Source organism: Streptomyces sp. NPDC004647 (assembly GCF_040609575.1).
In the GTDB taxonomy this organism is placed as follows: Bacteria; Actinomycetota; Actinomycetes; order Streptomycetales; family Streptomycetaceae; genus Streptomyces.
In genome coordinates, this window is the sequence record NZ_JBEXKU010000025.1 from 43,193 (window position 1) to 62,390 (window position 19,198).

Below are 19,198 nucleotides of genomic sequence, written 5' to 3' on the forward strand. Positions count from 1 at the left end.
CCATGCCACCGGGTCTGTTCGGTGTCGGCGCGGTGGGCACCGGTGCGTTCGGTTCGGTGTCCGGGCTGCTGCTGGTCTTCTACTACACCGACACGCTGCGCATACCGCCCGGCGGTGCCGTGCTCGTGCTCGTGATCGGCAAGGCTTGGGAGGTTCTGGCCGCTCCGGTGGCCGGGAGGCTGTCGGATCGCAGCGCCGCCCGACGCGGGCGCCGCACCCGGTGGCTGGTCGGCGGTGCGCTCGGCCTGGCCGCCGGCTTCGCACTGCTGTTCTCCGCGCCGCAGGGCACCGTGTGGGTCAGTGCAGTCTGGGCGACCGTGGCGTCGGTCGTCGCCAGTATCGGGTACGCCTGCTTCCAGGCGTCGTACGTGGCGCTGCCCGGCGAGCTGACCGACGATCCCGCCGCCATGACGCGGCTCCTGTCCTGGCGGACTGTGTGTCTCATCGCAGGCATTCTGCTGGCGGGGGCGGGCGCCTCCTTGCTGGTGGACGCGGCGGGCGGGGGCCGGTCCGGCTACCTCGTCATGGGTGTCACGGTGGCGACGCTCATCGCCGCGACCACTCTCGTCACCGCCCTGACCGCGGGACGGGCGGCACTGACCGGTGGTGTCCGGTCGCCACCTCAGCGGCCGCGACCAACTGCCGGGCGACGCCCCGTGCTGGGCAACCGCGCGTTCGTCCTGCTGGCCGGCTCCTACGTGGTGCAGACGCTCGCCATCGCCATGGCCCTCGCCGGGATTCCGTACGTCGCGTCCTACCGGCTCCAGTCCACGGCCCTGACGTCTGTCCTCTTCGCCGCCGCCCTCGTACCCGCGCTCTTCCTCACACCGGTCTGGCGGCGCGCGGCCGAGCGGTTCGGCCCGGTGACCTGCCTGGCCGCGGCCGTGACCGCGTACGCGGCTGCGGCACTGGCCCTGAGTCTCGGCGCGCAGATCCGTTCGACCGCGCTCGTCGTCTGCTGCTCCGTCGTCTTCGGCTGCTGCTTCGCCGCCCAACAACTCATCCCCTTCGCGCTACTGACCCGGCTCACCGCGCGGCCGTCCGGCGGCGAAGACGGAGAAAGGGGAGCGCTCGCGGGCGCCTGGACCGGGGCGGAGACCGCGGGCAACGCCCTCGGACCGGCCCTCTTCGCCGCTGTCCTGGCAACCGGCTCGTTCGCCGCCGGCAAGACGCCCGGCCCGCACGGCCCCGGTCAGACGGCGATCGTCCTCGGCGTCGGCCTCGTACCGGCCGTATTCCTCCTCGCTTCCGTGCCGCTACTCCTGCTGTTCTCCCGCACGATGCCCGACCTCTCCCGAACCAGCGTCGGCACCCGCCGACGCACTCTTTGAAATGGAGCTCCCATGAGCCTGACGTCCCACGGCCAGCCGGCAGCCCGCGTCCTGGAGGCCCTGGAGGCCATCCGCGTCCACGACCTGCGGGTGACCGACGGACACGCGATGGCCTACGCCTACAACTCCGGTGACCCCGACCTGGTCGAGCTGGGATCCACCGCCTTCACCCGGCTGCTGGCCAACAACGCGCTCTATCCGGACGCCTTCCCGAGCACCCCCGTCCTGGAGAACGAGGTGGTGGGAGCCACAGCCGACCTGCTCAACGCCGATGCGGACGCCCGCGGGATCTTCACCACCGGCGGATCCGAGTCGATCATGCTCGCCGTCCGCGCCGCACGCGACAGCCGGCCGGACGTCTCCACGCCGTCGATCGTGCTGCCGGAGACCGCGCACGCAGCGTTTTACAAGGCCGCCCAGTACCTGGGGCTGGACGCCGTGAGCGTGCCCGTCGACCCGGAGACCTTCACGGCCGACCCCGCGGCCATGGCCGCCGCGGTCGACGAGCGGACCGTCCTGATCGTCGCCTCGGCCTACTCCTACGGCCACGGGGTGCTCGACCCCGTCGAGGAGATCGCCGCGACGGCGGCCTCCCGCGGCGTGGCGTGCCACGTGGACGCCTGCGTGGGCGCATTCGTCCTGCCGTTCTTCCGCGAACTCGGTGACGACATAACGCCGTTCGACTTCTCCGTGCCCGGAGTCACCTCCATGTCCGCCGACCTCCACAAGTACGGCTACACCCCGAAGGGGGCGTCCGTCGTCCTCTTCCGCGACGCGGAACTGCGGCGCCACGCCCACTTCGCCTGTTCGCGCTGGTCCGGCTACACGATCATCAACACCACCGTCCAGAGCAGCCGCTCGGCCGGTGCCACCGGTGCCGCCTGGGCCGTGATGCGCTACCTCGGCCACGAGGGCTACCTCGACATCGCGCGACGCACCCGCACCGCGTCCCGGCAGGTCATCGACCACCTGCGGTCGACACCCCGCCTCAAGGTGCTCGGCGACCCCATCGGCAACATGGCCGCCTTTGTCAGCACCGATCCCGAACTCGACATCTTCGTGCTCGCCGACGAGTTGAAAAGCCGCGGCTGGTTCACCCAACCGCAGTTCCGCTACGAGTCCTCCCCGGCGAACCTCCACATCTCGCTGCACGGCGCGACCCTCGACAGCCTCGCGGACTTCCGAAGGTGTCTCGCCGAGGCGAACGAGGCCGCCCTGAAAGCCGGCCCGGCAACCCCGGACGCCGACACCCTCGCTCTCGTCGCCGGCCTCGACCCGAGCACCCTCACGCCGGACGAATACACCGCGATCCTGGCCGGCGCCGACCTCGGCGGTGACGGACGGCTTCCGCAGCGCATGGCCACTGTCAACCACCTCCTGAACGCGGCCACGCCCGCACTGCGGGAACAACTCCTGCTGGCCTTCCTGGACGGGCTGTACGTCCAACCCGCTCCGCTGCGGCCGACCGCTGACGCGCGCCGGCGCCCCAGAGCCATGCCGCACCTCACCAGGACGTTCCGACCGACGTCGCCACCGCCGTCTCCCGTCTGCGCGCCGCCTTCACCGAGGGCCGCACCAAGCCTGTGGCCTGGCGACGCGCCCAACTGCGCGCGCTGCGCGACGTGCTGGCCGCCACGAGACCGAACTCCAGGACGCGTTGAAGGCCGACCTCGGCACGGGGCGGGCCGAAGCGTTCGTCACCGAGATCGGCTTCACCGTCAACGAGATCGACCACACGCTCTCCCGCCTCACCGCGTGGCTCCGTCCGCGCCGGGTCCGTGTCCCGCTCACACTCCTGCCCGCCCGGGCCCGGATCGTCCGGGAGCCCCTCGGCACGGTGCTGATCATCAGCCCCTGGAACTACCCGGTGATGCTGGCGCTCGCGCCGTTGTCATTACCGCACGCGACAAACCCCTGGCCCTCTACGCCTTCACCGCCTCCTCGGACAGCAGACGCCGCCTGACCGCCAAGACCTCCTCCGACCTCCGGCGCACTGTCGTTCAACATCCCCAACGCCCATCTGACCGTCCCCGGACTCCCATTCGGCGGAATCGGCGAGAGCGGCATCGGCCGCTACCACGGCAAGCACTCCATCGACACCTTCAGCCACAGCAGGGCCGTCCTCGACAAGCCGCTGCTCCTCGACACTGTGCGGCTCGCCTACCCGCCCTTCACCAACTGGAAGGAGCGCCTGCTTCGCCGCCTGCTCTGACCTTCTGACCTGCCGTCTCAAGAGGCCGGGCCCGCCCACCTCTACGACAACCGCAGGGCTACTTGTGCTCGCCGGGCTTGCCGACGCGCTCGCAGTCACCCGCGTTGTGTCGTCAACCGTCCCGGCCTGGTCCTGGCCGGGGCCCGCGCGGGAGGTCGCGCTGGAGCCGAACGGTCGAGGACGCCGACGTCCAGGCACCGGCCCGACCAGTCGCACCCGGCGAACAGCAACCACCAACCTCTTAGGTCTTGCCGGGGACGCAGACTCCCCACCAGCCCGGCCGGCGTACGGACCGCGGGCCGGACTGGTGGGGCGGGCAGACATCAGCCGGTGAGACGGTCGTTCGCCGCCGGTCGGAGATTCCGTGCTGCCCGCCGTTTCGCCTGGCGGCTGCGGATGGCGAAGACCGGCGGTCATGCGGGGGTTTTCTCGCGGGGCGAGATCCCGCCGGTATGGCGCTTCAGCATGCGGAACGCGGCGAGGGCCAGAAAGGCGCCGATGGCGAGAGTGAGGGCGGTCGCGGTGAGCTGGAGGGGCCAGTAGTGGGAGAGGGGATGGTAGTCGCGGTAGTAGCTGACGGCGTCGAGCTCGTCGTACGTGGCGCGGCACTGCTGCAAGCTGCTGCTGTCGCATGGGTCGGGTAGCCGGGCGCCGGTGGAGGTGAGGACGCCCTCGTCGACCGTCAGCCCTGTGCCTGCCGGGGCGTCGAGCGTCAGCCTGCTGACACGGGTCACGCTGGGCCACAGGTAGGGCAGTGCCAGGTGAATGATGCCGAACACGCCGGCTGTGGTGACGACGGAGGTGATGAGAGCCGGCAGGGAGCGGCGCCAGACGAGGCCGACCAGGGCGCCGACGGCGAGGCCGGCCAGGGCCAGGGCGACGGTGGTGGGGCCGCCTGCGAAGAAGTTCGAGCTGTCGTACCAGGGCTTGGCCGAGTCGATTGAGCGGCCCCGCCCGGCGGACCAGGCGAGGTGATACAGCCCGACCAGCAGGCCGGTGCCGACGGCGATGAGCGCGGCCGGGACGGCGAGCTTGGCGGCGAGCCAGCGGGCCGGGGACACCGACTGGGTCCAGGCCAGTCGGGCAGTGCCCGTCTCCAGCTCCCGGCTGGTCAGCGTGGCGCCGGCCCAGGCGGCTACGAGGAAGGGGACGGCGAGGACGGCGACCATGGCGTACTGATAGAAGTCCCTGTAGTGCAGGATTGCGAGCTGGTCGTAGGCGCACGTCGCCGCCATGCCACATGCGTCGTACTGCCGCCACGCCGCCGCAGCGGCGTCGGTGAACGGGCCGCCGAGCCACAGCAGCCCGGCCGAGACCACGAGCACGAGCCCTGCCCAGGCACACAGCGCCGGGCGGTGCAGGCGCAGCAGCCACCGGGTCTGGCGGGGCGCAGCGGAAGGACGCCGGGTGGGTGGTGCGGGGGCGGTGGAGGCAAGGCCGGTCATGCGGTCGTCTCCTGGGACTTGGCGGGGATGCGTATGGGGTCGAGCGTCAGTGGGGGCGTTGCCGGGCTGCGCAGGTGGGCGAGAACCAGCTCCTCCAGGGAGGGCTCGCTGGTCTGCCAGTCGTCGGGTAGGGGGCCCGCGGGGCGGATGAGGGCGGTGAGCTGGCGGCCGGTGGTACGGGATTCCACCACGGTGTTCGGGCCCAGGTCGCAGCCAGTGCCGGTGGTGGTCTCACGTGCGGGGCCGGTGATCAGGGTGTGGGCGGCCAGCAGGTCGTCGATGTCGCCCGCCAGGCGAACGCGGCGGTCACCGATCAACAGCAGGTAATCGCAGGAGTCCTCCAGCTCGGCGATCATGTGCGAGGACAGCACGATCGTGGTGCCGTACTGGGCGGCTGTGCCCATGAGGATACCCATCAGCTCGTGCCGGGCCAGCGGGTCGAGGTCGGCCATCGGCTCGTCCAGCAGCAGCAGTTCGGGCCGTTTGGCCAGGGCGAGGGCGAGCACCACGCGGGTGCGCTGGCCGCCGGAGAGCGAGCGGATCCGGGCGCTGGGGTCCAGGTCGCCGCCGGCCACGACCCGCTCCGCGGTGGCTGTGTCCCAGCGGCCGGGGTTGAGGTCGGCGCCCATGCGGAGCGTCTCGGCGACGGTGAGCTGCGGGTACAGCGGCTTGTCCTGGGCGACGTACCCGATATTCGGCCGGGCGTCGGCCGGGTGCCCGCCGAGCACGGTGACCGTGCCCTCGGTGGGGGCGATCAGCCCGGCGGCGAGGGCGATCAGCGTCGACTTGCCCGCACCGTTGGGTCCCACGAGCGCGCAGACGCGTCCGGTGGGTAGCTGGAACGTGCAGTCGCGCAGCGCCCAGTCCCCGCGCCGTGAGAACCGCTTGCCGAGCGCGGTCGCCTCGATGGCGGTCGTTCTCATCGCTGTTCCTCTCGGGTGTTTTCGAAGTACTCGTCCAGTACGGCGGCAAAGAACGCGGCCACGTCGTCCCGCACCAGCCCGGCCGCCCGGGCCCGCTGCGCCCACTCGGCGAGTTCGGCCCGCAGCGGGGAGTCGCCCGGTGCGGTGCCGAGCGACCTGCGGACGAAGGTGCCGAGCCCGCGCCGGGCCTCGACCAGCCCCTCCCGCTCCAGCTCGCGGTACGCCTTGAGCACCGTGTTCGGGTTGACGGCAGTGGCCTCCACGACCTCGCGGGCCGCGGGGAGCTTGTCACCGGGCTCCAGCAGGCCGAGCCGCAGGGCCTGCTTGGTCTGCTGGACGATCTGCAGATAGGTGGCAACGCCGCTGCGCCGGTCGATACGGTATTCGACCATCCGGCAGACCACCCTTTCACTAATTGAGTAGCGAAAGGGTGGACCGAGGAAGGTCCGCTGTCAAATCCGTGGCGGCATCACAAGATCGCAGGAGCTTCGCCCGTGAGGGGTGCCGTACTCGTAGACCGACAGGTTCACGCGTGCGGCACCGCACCAGACGGCTGGGGATCGACAAGCCGGGCTCCGCGCCAGAGTGAGCGCGAGTCGTCAGCGGTGAGCTGACCGGGGCAGCCACCGCGCGGCGCCGGGCGTCCGCAGCTCAGAACCTGCTCAGTCGCTGCTCACTTGGGTCCGCGACAGCCCGGCCGGGGCCGCGGCGATGTTTCACTGCACGGGTGTCGAGCGAGAGGGGCGGACCCCACCATGGCTGACCAGCCTTCCGTGAGCGTCGGCGGTGTGACCTACCGGGTGACACCGGAGTACCTGGCCAACGCCTCCAGCAGCACCTCGTCCATGGCGGCCGAGATCTCCGGGCAGTTGAGCGAGCTGAAGACGTACGTGACCAGCCTGGAGGCGAGCTGGCAGGGCATCGCCCACAACCAGTTCCAGACGCTGATGGCCGAGTACGACATCTACGCGCGGATGCTGCACGACGCCCTGGAGGGGATCTCCAAGGGGCTGCAGGGCAACTACGTCAACTACAAGGACTCCGAGCAGCAGAACCTGAACAACCTGGCCGCGCTCGGCGGGGACGTGCCCAAGCCACCGGCAGGCACCAACTTCTCCTGACAGCCACGTGTTCCTCCGCCGATCCCGGCGCACTCACTAGGAGCGATTCATGGCCGATGTCGACAGCACCCCGATCTACGTGGGCGAAGGGCTCGCCGCGGCCGGCGGCTGGCTGAACACCAGGGCCGGCGAGATCTCCGGCGAACTCCAGGGCCTCAAGGCCCAGCTGGCCCCGCTGGCGGACGCCTGGCGGGAGAGCCAGGCCGCCACTTACTACCAGGACATGCAGAACGAGTGGGACCTGGCGGCCAACGGCCTGTTCGGACCCGACGGGGTGCTCGGCCGCATCGCCCACGCCATGCACGTGAACTGGAACAACTACAGCGACGCCGAGTGGTCGAACATATCCACCTGGCGGCACTGACTCCCCTGCGGCGCGCGGGCCCCGCCACGGCCCCGCGGCCCCGAAGCTCGACACCACCGAAGGAATCGTCCGTGCCCGATGAACGCTGCCGGGTCACCGTGGTCGGTGAACGCAGGCGCGTCGACCTCGCGCTCCCGGCGCAGGCCCCGATCGCCGAGTACGCTCCTCGGCTCGCCGCCCTGTGCGGCCAGCCCGAGTCCGAGGCGATGCCTCCCGTCTGGTCGCTGGTCGAGTCCGGGGGCTCCCCCATGGCCCCCGGCGACTCGCTGGCCGGCGCGGGCATCATGGACGGGGCCACGCTCTACCTGCGCGACCACCGGGACGGCGAGTGGGGCGAGCTGACCGTCACCGACCTGGACGAACAGGTCACCGCGGCGCGTGAGGACAGCGGTCTGTGGAGCGCCCGCCGCCGCGCGCAGGCGGTGCTGGGGGCAGGTCTGCTGGTGACCGTCGTCGCCGCGGGATGGCTCGGGGCGCACCGGCCGGCCGGTCCGGCCGTGCTGCTCTTCGCGCTCGCCGCGCTGGCCTCGGCGCTGCTCGCCTGGTACGCGACCCGCAAGAACTGGCCGCTGCCGGGCGGTGTCCGCCAGCTCCTGGCGCTGACGGCCTGCCCACTGCTGGCCTGCGCCGGACTGGCCGCACCGCTGCACGGGCCGGTGGCCACCCCGGTGCTGGTCGCGGTCACCGCCGCGCTCGGCGCGCTCGCCGGGCTGGTGGCGCTGCCGGCGCCGTCCACCGTCGTCCTCCAACTGGTCACCGCCGTGGCCGCGTTGTGCGTGGTGCCGCTGACCGCGCTGCACGCGGGCCTCACCGGCTCGGCCGCCCTGCTGGCCCTGGCGCTGTACCTGGTGGCCGGCCTGCTGCCCCGGGTGACCAGCCAGATCGCGGTACTCGTCCCCACCGGACCGGACACCGGGGCGCCGGCCCTGGACAGTGCGGACGTGGCCACCGTGGTGCGCCGCGGCAAGGCGCTGCTCACCCTGTTCAGCGTGCTGACCGCGACGGTGCTCACCGCCGCGCTGCTGGTCCTGAGCGCCTCCCGAGGTACTTGCGCGCTCGCCCTGGTCGCCGTGGTCAGCGTCGGGTTGCTGCTCCAGGCAGGCTCGGTGCGGGTGCTGGCCGCCGTACTGCCGCAACTGGCCGCCGGAGTAATCGGGTTGCTGGCGCTGGCGATCCGGCTGCCCGAGTACCTCTTCGACTCCCGCGCCGCCGGGCCGCTCGCCGCCTTCGCCGCCGGGCTGGTGCTGGTCGGCTGCGGTCTGTTCCTCGCCTTCGGTGCCGCGCTGCGCCCCGTCGAGCAGGAGCGCCCCACGTGGCCGTCGGCGGTGGCCACCTTCCTCGCGGTGGCCGGTCTGCCGCTGGCCGTCGGCGTCTTCGGCCTCTTCGGCTGGCTGGCCGACCTGGGGAGCAGTCTGTGACCGGCCGCCGCGTGCGGGCCCGGGCCACGGCGGGGGGCTCACGGTGAAGGCGGCCGCGCAGCGAGTGGCGCCCGGCAGTTGGGGCGCGCACCGCACCATCGGAGCGGCGGTGCGGGGAGCCCGGCCGGGCGCCCTGATCACCGTCCAGGCCGGCACCTACACCGAGAGCGTCGTGCTCGACAAGGACGTCAGCCTGGTCGCCAAGGGCGAGGTGCGGCTGGTCGCCGCGCGGGGCCCGGCCGTGACCGTGCACGCCGGCCGCGCCGAACTGCGCGGTTTCGTCCTGTCCGCCACCGCGCCACGCGAGGCGGCCGTGCTGCTGCGCGGCGGCGAACCGGTGCTGCGGGACTGCGAGATCACCGGCGGCCGCGTCGAGGTCGCCGGAGCGGCGGCACCGCTGCTGACCGGCTGCTCCGTACGGCAGGCCGAGGGTGCGGCCCTGTGGCTCACGGGCACCAGCCGCACGACGCTGGAGGGCCTGACCGTCGGTGGCTGCGCCGGGGACGGCCTGGTGGCCGGAGACGAGGCGCGGGCCGAGCTGACCGACGCGCTGCTGGACGGAGTGACCGGGCGCGGCGTTGTCCTGACCGCCGGCGCCCACGCGACCCTGACCCGCTGCGAGATACGCGGCAGCGGCGCCGCCGCCCTCTTCGCGGAGGGATACGCGGGCGCCGCGCTGCGCGAGTGCCGGCTGCACGAGACGGGCGGGCAGGGCGTCTGGCTGCGCGGCACGGCGGGCCGCCGCGCCGGCCCGGACGGCGGCCCGCTGCGGGAGAGCGACCCGCATCCCAGGAACGGGGGCTCGGCCCTTCCCCCGGGGACCGAGCCCCGCGCCACCCGCGCCACCCAGGGCGTGCGGCTGCGCGGTTGCGAGATCTTCCGCACCGCCGGGGCCGGAGTGCTGGCGGACGGCGGCAGCGCCGTCCTGCTGGACACGTGCCACGTGCACCACACCTCCGGCGCCGCGGTGCTGGTCACCGCCGAGGCCGCCGCGGAGCTGACGGCGGTGCGGGCGGTCGACTGCGAGGACACCGCGCTCGTGGTCAGCGGCTCGGGCACGGTCGCCGCGTACGACTCCACCTTCGCCCGCACCGCCGCCAACGGGCTGTACGCGGTCGGCGAGGCCGACGTGTCGCTGGCCGGCTGCACCGTGCGCGACACCGCCTACACCGCCCTGCACCTGGGCGGCGGAGCCCGCGCCCGGGTGCGCGGCTGCACCGTCGCCGACAGCCCCGAGTACGGGATGCGGGTGACCGAGCGGGCCGAACTGCTCGCGGACGACTGCGAGGTGACCGGCGCCGAGCTGGCCGGGGTGTGCGTGGAGGGCGGCGACGCCGCGGTGCGCGGCTGCCGGATCAGCGGCACCCGGGAAGGGGTGCGGCTGCGCACCTCGCACCGTCCGCTGCTGGCCGACTGCGAGATCACCGGCACCGCGGAGACCGGGGTGCGGATCGGCCGGGACACCGGAGCCCAGCTGGAGAACGTGACGGTCACCGGCAGCGGCACCGCCGGTCTCCTGCTGGAGGAGGGCAGCACGGCGGTGGTGGACGGCGGCGCGGTCCGCGAACCGGCCGGCAGCGGCATCGTCGTCCGTGCCGGAGCCCGGCCCCGGATACGCGGCACGACGGTCGCATCGGCCGCCAAGAACGGGCTGTTCGTCGAGGAGGGCGGCGAAGGCCGCTACGAGGACTGCCGCTTCACCGGGAGCCGCTTCCCCGCCGTCTACGCGGGAGCCCGCTCCCGCGTCCTGCTGCGCCACTGCACCGTGGACGGGACCGAACAGGACCTGGTGCGGGACGAGGAGTCGGAGGTGACAGCCGAGGACTGCCGGGTGGAGGGCGTGTCCGAGCCGCTACTGCCCACGCTGGCGCCCGCGGGGTCGGGGGAGGGTCGCACCGCCGTGCCCGCTGTCGCGCACGCCGCGGGTCCGGCCGGAGCGGACGGCGGCGGTGCGCGCGACCAGGACGCGTCCGGCGACACCGAGCAGGCCGCGGACAAACTCGGCGACCTGCACGCCGAGTTGGACCGGCTCGTCGGTCTCGACGGTGTCAAAGGCGACGTGGTCACCCTCACGAAGCTGATGCAGATGGTCAAGGTCCGGCGGGACGCAGGGCTCTCACCGCCGCCGCTCAGCCGCCACCTGGTCTTCGCCGGCAACCCCGGCACCGGCAAGACCACGGTCGCCCGGCTCTACGGCGGCTTCCTGGCCGCCCTCGGACTGCTCAGCCGCGGCCACCTGGTGGAGGCGGACCGGGGCGACCTGGTCGGCGAGTACGTCGGACACACCGCGCCCAGGACCACCGCCGTCTTCCGGCGGGCACTGGGCGGGGTGCTCTTCATCGACGAGGCGTACTCGCTGGTGCCGCAGGGACACCTGACGGATTTCGGCGCGGAGGCCGTCTCGACGCTGGTGAAGCTGATGGAGGACCACCGTGACGAAGTGGTCGTCATCGTGGCGGGCTACCCGGGTGAGATGAACCGGCTGCTGGAGTCCAACGCGGGCCTGGCCTCCCGCTTCACCCGCACCCTCCACTTCGAGGACTACTCCTCCGGGGAACTGGTGCGCATCGTGCGGCACCAGGCCGACAGCCACGAGTACACCGTCGCGCCCGAGACCACCGAGGCGCTGCACGGCTACTTCGAGACCCTGACGCGCGGCGAGCGGTTCGGCAACGGGCGCAGCGCCCGGCAGGTCTTCCAGCTGATGACCGAACGGCACGCCCAGCGGGTGGCCGAGCTGGGCCTGAGCACCGCCGACCTGGCCGCGGCGGACCCGGACCTGCTCACCACGCTGCTGCCCGCGGACCTCCCGCCGGGGGAGGCGCTGTGACCGCCGGCGGCGCGGAACGGGACGACCGTGCCGACCGCGCGGCGGGATTGGACTTCGGACCTGGTGAAAGGCAGGTGTCCCGCAGATGGCGGAACAACCGACTCTGGAGCAGTGGCTCGCCGACCTCGCGGCACTGAACCACGCGATCGGCGCGGTCAAACGCGAGGCCGCGTCCATCACCGCGACCATGGCCTCGATCGACTCCAAGATGAACGAGGTCGGCACCCACTGGGCCAGCCCGTCCTACAGCACCTTCGACGAGATCAAGACCTGGTTCCACACGGCGCAGCACGACCTGGAGAACCTGCTGGAGGACATCATCTCCCGGATGACCACCAGCTACTGGAACTACCACAACGCGGAGACCGCCAACCTCGGCAACATCAGCGACGGGCAGCAGAATGCCTGAGGCGAGGTCCGCGGCGGCCGGTTCAGCTCGCGGCGGGCGGGCCCGGGAAGCGGGACTCCCGGTCGGTGTGCGCGTAGACCTGCCCGGAGTGGTTGATCAGCGCGATGTACTCGCCCAGCTTCTCCAGCGCCGAGCCCACCTGGAGCAGCGCCCGCTCCTGCGCCGGGTTCATCTCCGCGGCGAACTGCGCGCCGGCCTCGGCGAACGGGTTGTCCTCGCCCTCCTGCCAGGAGGCGCCCTGCGAGGCCGGGTTCCAGACGTACTTGCCCTCCTCCTTCGTGCCCTGGCCGAAGACGCTGTCCTTGGTCGCCATGACCTTGGAGCGCACCTCCTCGTACTTGGCCACCGCGGCGCGGGTCTCGGTGAGGATCGACTTCTCCGTGGTGCGCAGGGCGCTCAGGTCGATCTTCAGGTCCCCGGACGGGTCCGTGGCGCCCTGGTCCCCGGCGCCGCCGCCGTCGGACGGGATGTCCTTCGGGTCGTCGTTGAAGGAGGGCGGCTCGCCCCAGGCGACCTGGTCGGTCGGCACCAGACTGCTGAGGTCCTTGCCGTGGTCCGGTCCCGGCTCGCCCTCGCCCCCCTCTGCGGGGGGCAGCGGAGTCGTGTCGTGCGTCGACGTGATCGGGTCGGTCACGGTGTCTCCCTCGGCATTCTCGCACCGGCCTCGCGGTCCGTCGGCCGGGCGGCGCGGTGTACGGGGCGGCTGCCCCACGGAACCTCCGCCAGGTTTACCACTTATCTGAGGAATTGTCAGCGCGACCGCGAGACCCCGCCGTTCGCGACAGCACCCCGCGCCCTCGCGGGACTTCCGAGAAAGGTGAGTCATGGCTGACAGCGGCCAAGCCGACTACGACGTCTCCGTCATCGACGTCTCCCCGAGCGGCATGAAGACCACCGCCACCCAGCTGACCGACCTCGCACTGGACGTCTCCGAGAGCCTCGGCAACATCAACACCACGCTCAGCGGGCTCCGGATCGTCTGGCAGGGCAAGGCCGCCTCGGACGCCGACGAGGTGGCCCAGGAGTGGCTGCGGGTGATCACCGAGCTGTTCGGCACCAAGGAGGACCCGAGCAAGGGCGTCCTGCCCACGCTCGCCGACGGCGTCGGCATGGCCTCCGGCAACTTCAGCAAGGCCGAGGACGGCGTCGCCAAGCTGTTCACGGACTTCCGCAACGCCCTGACCTCCGGCGGCGGCGAGAGCGATCCGCCCAAGGACACCCCGCCCGAGGAAGTTACCGACACCAACAAGACGGCGGTCACCATGACCTTCGGCTGACCGCCGCCCCGCCGCCCGCCTCCCCTCCGCCCGCCGGGCCCCTCAGCCCCGTCAGTAGGCAGCCCCCGTGAGTCGCATACCCTTCCACCGCCCCGTCCGCATGACGCCTCCGCCGATGCCGGAGGGCAGGACGACGCTGGCCACCCCGCCCCAACGGCCGCAGCAGCAAGGAGCGGCGGGCTGGTTGATGCTCCTGCTGCCGCTGCTGTCCAGCGTCAGCATGGCCGCCTACATGGTCGCCTACGGCAAGGCGTGGATGATCCTGCTCGGCATCGCCTTCGTCGTGGTGTCGGTCGGCATCACCATCGGCGTGCGCATGCAGTTGAGCGGCAGCCGACGGCGCAACCAGTACCGGCAGCGCGAGCGCTACTTGGAGTACCTGGCGGGCGTCCGCAAGCAGGCGCTGCGCAACGGCGCCGCCCAGCGCGCGACGGACGCCTGGCGCCACCCGCACCCCGACCGGCTGTGGGCCATCGTCACCCGCCGCCGCCGGGTGTGGGAACGGCGGCCCGGCGATGCGGACTTCCTGCGCCTGCGCCTGGGCACCGGCGCGGTGCCGCCCGCGCACGGGTTGCACATGCCGGACCAGAACGACCCCACCGTCGAGGTGGACACCCGCTCCCAGCACGCCGCGGCCGAACTCGTCCGCACCCACGGCACCGTCGAGGGCCAGGCCGCCTGGCTGGACCTGCGCGGCGCCGGGGTCGTCAGCCTGTTGGGCCCGCGCCCGCGCACCCGCGAGCTGGCCCAGTCGTTGCTGCTCCAGCTGTCGGTGCTGCACGCCCCCGACGACGTGCGCGTCGCCGTCGTCACCGGCGGCGACTCCGCCTGGGACTGGGCGAAATGGCTGCCGCACGCCCAGCAGCCGGACCAGGAGGCGCAGCAGCGCGAGCAGGAGGTCGTCCCGCTGCTGGCCGACGACCTGGCCGGGCTCCAGGACCACCTGGAGAGCACGCTGGACCAGGCCGTCGCCGCGCGTGCCGAGCGCAACAGCCGCATCGTCACTCAGCGCGACACCAGCCCCCGCCGCCACCTGGTCGTCTTCCTCGATGCCTACGACCCCCAGGCGCCCTGGGCCCGTTCGGCGCTGCTGTCCGACCTGCTCACCGAGGCCGGGCCCGACCTGGGACTGCACGTGGTGTGCCTGGTGGAGGAGGAGGGCTCCGAACCGGGCCGGGTGGACGTACGCGCCCGCACCGACGCGCGCGGCGGCCTCGTCCTGGAGGGCCGTACGCCCGAGCTGCACGCGCCGGTCGAGAAGGCCGTGGCCGACGAGACGGTGCCCGCCGTCCGGGAGGCCACCGCCCGCGCTCTGGCCCCGCTGCGGCTGTCCGGGGAGCGCGACCAGGTGCTCTCCGAGCACGTCTCCCTCTCCGGCATGCTCGGCTTCCCCGACATCGCGGCCTTCGACCCGGCCACCTCCCGGCGCGCCCCGGATAAGAAGGACCTGCTCAGCGTCCCGATCGGGGTGACCGGCACCGGCGAACCGCTCTCCTTGGACCTCAAGGAGTCGGCACAGGGCGGCATCGGCCCGCACGGCCTGGTCGTCGGCGCCACCGGATCCGGCAAGAGCGAACTGCTGCGCACCCTGGTCACCGGCATGGCCATGGTGCACGCACCCGAGCATCTGGCCTTCGTCCTGGTCGACTTCAAGGGCGGCGCCACCTTCGCGGGCGCCACCGAACTGCCGCACGTCTCCGGCCTGATCACCAACCTCGCGGACGACCTCGCGCTGGTCGACCGGATGAGGCAGGCTCTTCAGGGCGAACAGCAGCGCCGCCAGCGGATGCTGCGCGAGGCCGGCAACGTCGACTCGGTGCGCGAGTACCAGCTCCGCCAGGCCGCCGGCGGCACCGATGTGCACGGCAAACCGCTGGAGCCGCTGCCCTACCTGCTGGTCGTCGTGGACGAGTTCGGCGAACTCCTCTCCCAGCGGCCCGACTTCATCGACCTGTTCGTGCAGATCGGCCGCGTCGGCCGCTCCCTGGGCATGCACCTGCTGCTGGCCACCCAGCGGCTGGAGGAGGGCCGGCTGCGCGGCCTGGAGTCGCACCTGTCCTACCGGATCTGCCTGCGCACCTTCAGCGCCGCCGAGTCGCGCGCCGTCATCGGCACCTCCGACGCCTACACGCTGCCCGCCATCCCCGGGTCCGCCTACCTCAAGGTGGACGAGTCCGTCTATGAGCGCTTCCGCGTCGCCCACGTCTCCGCGCCCTACCGCGAGCACGACCCCGAGGGGGCGGGCTCCGCCGTCGAACCGGTGCCCTATGCCGTGCACGGCGACCTCGCCCCGCTCGCCCCCGAGGAGAGCGAGCCGGCCGGCTGGGAGTGGGACCCGGACGCGGGCGCCACCGAACTCCAGATCGCCGTCGAGCGCCTGCTGAACAAGGACACCCCGGGACACCAGGTGTGGCTGCCGCCGCTGCCGCCGCACTTCCCCCTCGACCCGCTGCTCGGCGAGGCCGAGGCAGACGCCGACCTCGGCCTGCGCTGCGCCCAGTGGCCCTTCGCGGGCGAGCTGAAGTTCCCCGTCGGCGTCCTCGACGTACCCGCCCGACAGGAACAGCGCCCCTTGGTGCTGGACCTGGCCGGACGGCAGGGGCACCTGGCCCTGGTCGGGGCGCCGCAGAGCGGCAAGTCCACCTTCCTGCGCACCGCGATGCTGAGCGCCATGCTCACCCACACCCCCGACGAGCTGCAGTTCTACGCCGTCGACATGGGCGGTGGCTCGCTGCACGGGTTGGCCGACGCACCCCACGTGGCCGGTGTCGCCGGGCGCCGCGACGAGGAACGGGTGGGCCGGGTACTGACCGAGGTCAGCCGCCTGGTCACCGCGCGTGAGCAGATGTTCCGCGACCTGCGCATCCAGTCCGCCGCCGAACTGCGCGCCCGCCGCGCCCGGGGCGAGCTGCCCGAGGGCGTGCGCGCCGCGGACATCGTGCTCGCCGTCGACAACTGGGCGGCCCTGCACACCGCACACGAGACCGCCGTGGAGACCCTCACCGAGATCGCCACCCGCGGCCTCGGCGTGGGCGTTCACCTGTGGTTGACCGCCAACCGCTGGGCGGAGATCCGCGTCAACCTGCGCGACAACATCCCCGGCCGCCTCGAACTGCGCCTCAACGACCCGTCCGAGTCCGAGATCAACCGCCCCGCCGCCCGCGGACTGGGGCAGAGCATCCCCGGGCGCGGACTGGCCTCACCAGGGCTCACTCACCACATCGCGCTGCCCCGGCTCGACGGGGCGGACGACTTGGACGGGCTCGCCGACGCCGAGCAGGCGCTGGTACGCCGGATCACCGAGAGCTGGCGGAAGGCGGCGGCCCCGGCGCTGCGCGTGCTGCCGGAGCGGATAACCGTCCGTGAACTGGCGACCGCCGCCGAGCCGTCCCCCGCCGAGCGCTGGGAGGGCCACGGACCCGGCATCGGCGAGCGCGAGGTCCCCATCGGGCTGCGCGAGTCCGACCTGCGTACCGTCGGCCTCGACCTGACGTCCGGCGCCCCGCACTTCACCGTCTTCGGCGACTCAGGCTCCGGCAAGACCGCCTTCCTGCGCAGCTGGATGCGCGGCCTGGCCGCCCGGCACTCCGCGCGCGAGGTGCGGTTCATGGTCGTCGACTACCGGCACAGCCTGCTGGACGTGGTGCCCGAGGAGTACCTCGGAGCCCGGGGCGGCAACGCCGACCTGGTGGCCGGACAGGCGCAGGCCCTCGCCGAGACGCTGCGCTCGCGCATCCCCCCGGCCGATCTCACCACCGCCCAGCTCGCCGAGCGCGGCTGGTGGCAGGGCCCGGAACTCTACGTCGTGGCCGACGACTACGACCTCGCCTCCGGCAGCATGGGCCGCGGCCCGCTCGCCGCCCTGGCCGAGTTCATCCCGCAGGCCGACGAACTGGGCTTCCACCTCGTGCTGGCCCGCCGCGTCGGCGGCGCCAGCCGAGCCCTGATGTCGGACCCGCTGCTCAGCAAGCTCAAGGAGATCGGCAGCGACGGCCTGCTGCTCTCCGGCGACCACCGCGAAGGCGCCCTCATCGGGGACCAGCGAGCCCGCCGCCGACAGCCCGGCCGGGGTCTGCTGGTGCGGCGCAGCGCCGAACCGACGCTCGTGCAGATCGCACTGGACGAACGGGACGTGCCGCCGGGCACCTCCGGCGACTCCGCCGCTCCCGGCGCCGGCGCCGGCCACGGCCAGGCCCGGGACGACAGCGGGCCGGGGACCCCTTCCGGTCCCGTACCGGCCCAGACCGCCAACACCGAAGCCTAGACAGCAGCACCGCGCCCAGGGAGGGCGGCCGACACCATGGCAGACGCGGATTCCGTACTCGGCAGCATCAACCTCGACGCCATCATCGAGCTGGGCAACGCCTGGATCCAGCTCGGCGACGAGATCCACGAGCGCCGGGTCGCCGTCAACGGGCACCTGAGCGGCCTCGGCATGACCGGCACCGCCGGCGACGAGGCGCACCGGGCGTGGGACGAGGCGCTCGGCAAGACCATCGACGACGCCGCCGAGACCGCCTGGACGGTCGGCCAGACCCTCCACCGCTACGCGGAGGAGCTGAAGAAGGCCGCCGACGAGTACGCGAAGAAGGTCAACGCCTCCATGTGGGCGACCGTCCTCGGTGCCATCGTCGGGATGGCCTTCCTGGCCCTCGGGCCGCTGCTCGGCAACCTGTTGTCGACGATCGGCTCGCTGCTGAGCCGGCTGATCCCGGTGCTCTCCCAGATGGCCGCCCGCCTCGGCACCGTGGGCACCGCGGCCGTCGGCGCCGTCGGCGGCGCCGTGTCCGGCGCCGCGCTGAGCCTCGGCATCGACGTCGCCGTCGGCGCGGCCGGCTCCGCCATCGCGGGCACCGACTACGAGGTCAACTGGGGCGCCGCAGCCTGGAGCATGGGCCTGGGCGGGCTCCTGGGCGGCGTCCTCGGCGGCCATGCCGGCTACCACTACACTCCGCGCCCGGCCAGCCCCACCTCCAGCCCCAAGACCGGCGTCCCGACGCCCACTCCGCCCGGAAAGCCGACCCCCGGGCCCGGCGGCAGCCCCGCGACGAGCGGCGGCGGCAGTTCCGTCACGACGCCGCCGCGGCTGCCCGGCGGCGACCACGCGGCCCCCAACCCCGGCGCCCTGGGCAAGGGGGACGGCGCTCCCGTCCCCGGCCCGCTCGCCGCCCCCAAGGGCGGCAGCGCGTCCGCCAACGAGTCGCACCCCACCAGCAGCGGACCCGGCGCGGGCCGCACCGGTGAAGTCGGTGTGCCCAACCCCGGCGCGAGGAGCGAGGGCCCCGCCGCCGGCACACCCCCGCCGGGCACCCCGGCACCCGCCCCTGCCAAGACGCCGGCCCCGGCCGCATCCACGCCGCCCGCCAAGCCGGGCACCGGCCCCGGGGCCGGCCGCCCGGAGACGGGCACGCCCGCACCCAACCCGCCGGTCAGCCAGCGCCCCGGCGCCGGCGGAACCGGCGGCTCCGCCCCCCGCACCCCCGAGCCGGGCGCGGGCACCCCGCAGCGTCCCGGCGGGTCCCCGGCGAGCCCGGAGTCCCGTCCGGGCCACCCGGTCGGGTCGGATCCGTTCGCGAATCCCGGTCAGCGGTTGGGTGGTTCGCAGGCGAATCCGCACGGCACCCCCGAACCGCAGCCCGCCAAGGGTTCTTCCGGCGATTCCGGGCCGGCGAACACGTCCCCGGGCGGCCGGGGGTATGACTATCCCGCGACGGTCACCAACCGCCCGCCCGGTGAGACCGGCGGCAGCCCGAAGTCCAACTCCCCGACGACGTCGGATCCGTTCGCGAATCCCGGTCAGCGGTTGGGTGGTTCGCAGGCGAATCCGCACGGCACCCCCGAACCGCAGCCCGCCAAGGGTTCTTCCGG

General features: G+C 73.0%; 12 protein-coding genes and 3 pseudogenes. 11 read left to right on the top strand and 4 right to left on the bottom strand.

What is annotated here, in order from left to right; all coding sequences use genetic code 11:
* The first annotated feature begins 2 nt into the window (after positions 1-2).
* The 3 genes and pseudogenes from ABZW18_RS13850 to ABZW18_RS13860 all read left to right on the top strand — a co-directional run bounded on the left by ABZW18_RS13850 (position 3) and on the right by ABZW18_RS13860 (position 3,543).
* On the top strand, positions 3-1,331 hold the full coding sequence (locus tag ABZW18_RS13850; RefSeq protein WP_356186590.1) for an MFS transporter: 1,329 nt from the start codon (positions 3-5) through the stop codon (positions 1,329-1,331).
* A gap of 108 nt (positions 1,332-1,439) precedes the next feature.
* A pseudogene (locus tag ABZW18_RS13855) lies at positions 1,440-2,324 on the top strand (aminotransferase class V-fold PLP-dependent enzyme); the annotation flags it as partial.
* Positions 2,325-2,878: 554 nt separating this feature from the next.
* A pseudogene (locus ABZW18_RS13860) lies at positions 2,879-3,543 on the top strand (aldehyde dehydrogenase family protein).
* A 413-nt stretch (positions 3,544-3,956) separates the two neighbouring features.
* Here the strand turns inward: ABZW18_RS13860 and ABZW18_RS13865 are convergent.
* The 3 genes from ABZW18_RS13865 to ABZW18_RS13875 are packed head-to-tail and all read right to left on the bottom strand — an operon-like array spanning position 3,957 to position 6,303.
* On the bottom strand, positions 3,957-4,988 hold the full coding sequence (locus tag ABZW18_RS13865; protein ID WP_356186593.1) for an ABC transporter permease: 1,032 nt from the start codon (positions 4,986-4,988) through the stop codon (positions 3,957-3,959).
* Positions 4,985-5,911: an ABC transporter ATP-binding protein gene (locus ABZW18_RS13870; RefSeq protein ID WP_356186596.1), complete on the bottom strand. Its 927-nt coding sequence runs from the start codon at positions 5,909-5,911 to the stop codon at positions 4,985-4,987. The genes ABZW18_RS13865 and ABZW18_RS13870 overlap by 4 nt, the downstream gene beginning before the upstream one ends.
* Positions 5,908-6,303, bottom strand: a complete 396-nt coding sequence (locus ABZW18_RS13875; protein ID WP_356186598.1) for a GntR family transcriptional regulator — start codon at positions 6,301-6,303, stop codon at positions 5,908-5,910. Before ABZW18_RS13875 ends, ABZW18_RS13870 begins: the two co-directional genes overlap by 4 nt.
* Positions 6,304-6,666: 363 nt before the next feature.
* Here ABZW18_RS13875 and ABZW18_RS13880 point away from each other — a divergent pair, with 363 nt between their 5' ends.
* The 5 genes from ABZW18_RS13880 to ABZW18_RS13900 all read left to right on the top strand — a co-directional run bounded on the left by ABZW18_RS13880 (position 6,667) and on the right by ABZW18_RS13900 (position 12,053).
* Complete coding sequence (locus tag ABZW18_RS13880; protein WP_356186601.1) at positions 6,667-7,032, top strand: WXG100 family type VII secretion target; 366 nt, start codon at positions 6,667-6,669, stop codon at positions 7,030-7,032.
* Between the two features lie 49 nt (positions 7,033-7,081).
* Complete coding sequence (locus ABZW18_RS13885) at positions 7,082-7,396, top strand: WXG100 family type VII secretion target (protein WP_356186604.1); 315 nt, start codon at positions 7,082-7,084, stop codon at positions 7,394-7,396.
* Between the two features lie 71 nt (positions 7,397-7,467).
* Positions 7,468-8,814: an EsaB/YukD family protein gene (locus ABZW18_RS13890; RefSeq protein WP_356186606.1), complete on the top strand. Its 1,347-nt coding sequence runs from the start codon at positions 7,468-7,470 to the stop codon at positions 8,812-8,814.
* A 43-nt stretch (positions 8,815-8,857) separates the two neighbouring features.
* On the top strand, positions 8,858-11,644 hold the full coding sequence (locus ABZW18_RS13895; RefSeq protein ID WP_356186608.1) for a right-handed parallel beta-helix repeat-containing protein: 2,787 nt from the start codon (positions 8,858-8,860) through the stop codon (positions 11,642-11,644).
* Between the two features lie 85 nt (positions 11,645-11,729).
* Entirely contained in the window at positions 11,730-12,053 is a 324-nt protein-coding gene (locus ABZW18_RS13900) for a hypothetical protein (protein WP_356186610.1), read from the top strand.
* Between the two features lie 22 nt (positions 12,054-12,075).
* Here the strand turns inward: ABZW18_RS13900 and ABZW18_RS13905 are convergent, their stop codons facing one another.
* A complete protein-coding gene (locus tag ABZW18_RS13905; RefSeq protein WP_356186613.1) occupies positions 12,076-12,687 on the bottom strand; it encodes a hypothetical protein in 612 nt (203 codons plus the stop codon).
* A 190-nt stretch (positions 12,688-12,877) separates the two neighbouring features.
* Here ABZW18_RS13905 and ABZW18_RS13910 point away from each other — a divergent pair, with 190 nt between their 5' ends.
* The 3 genes and pseudogenes from ABZW18_RS13910 to ABZW18_RS13920 form a co-directional block, all read left to right on the top strand.
* On the top strand, positions 12,878-13,330 hold the full coding sequence (locus ABZW18_RS13910; RefSeq protein WP_356186615.1) for a hypothetical protein: 453 nt from the start codon (positions 12,878-12,880) through the stop codon (positions 13,328-13,330).
* 67 nt (positions 13,331-13,397) lie between these two features.
* Complete coding sequence (gene eccCa, locus ABZW18_RS13915; protein ID WP_356186618.1) at positions 13,398-17,594, top strand: type VII secretion protein EccCa; 4,197 nt, start codon at positions 13,398-13,400, stop codon at positions 17,592-17,594.
* Between the two features lie 36 nt (positions 17,595-17,630).
* Positions 17,631-19,198 (top strand): annotated as a pseudogene (locus ABZW18_RS13920) (hypothetical protein); the annotation flags it as partial.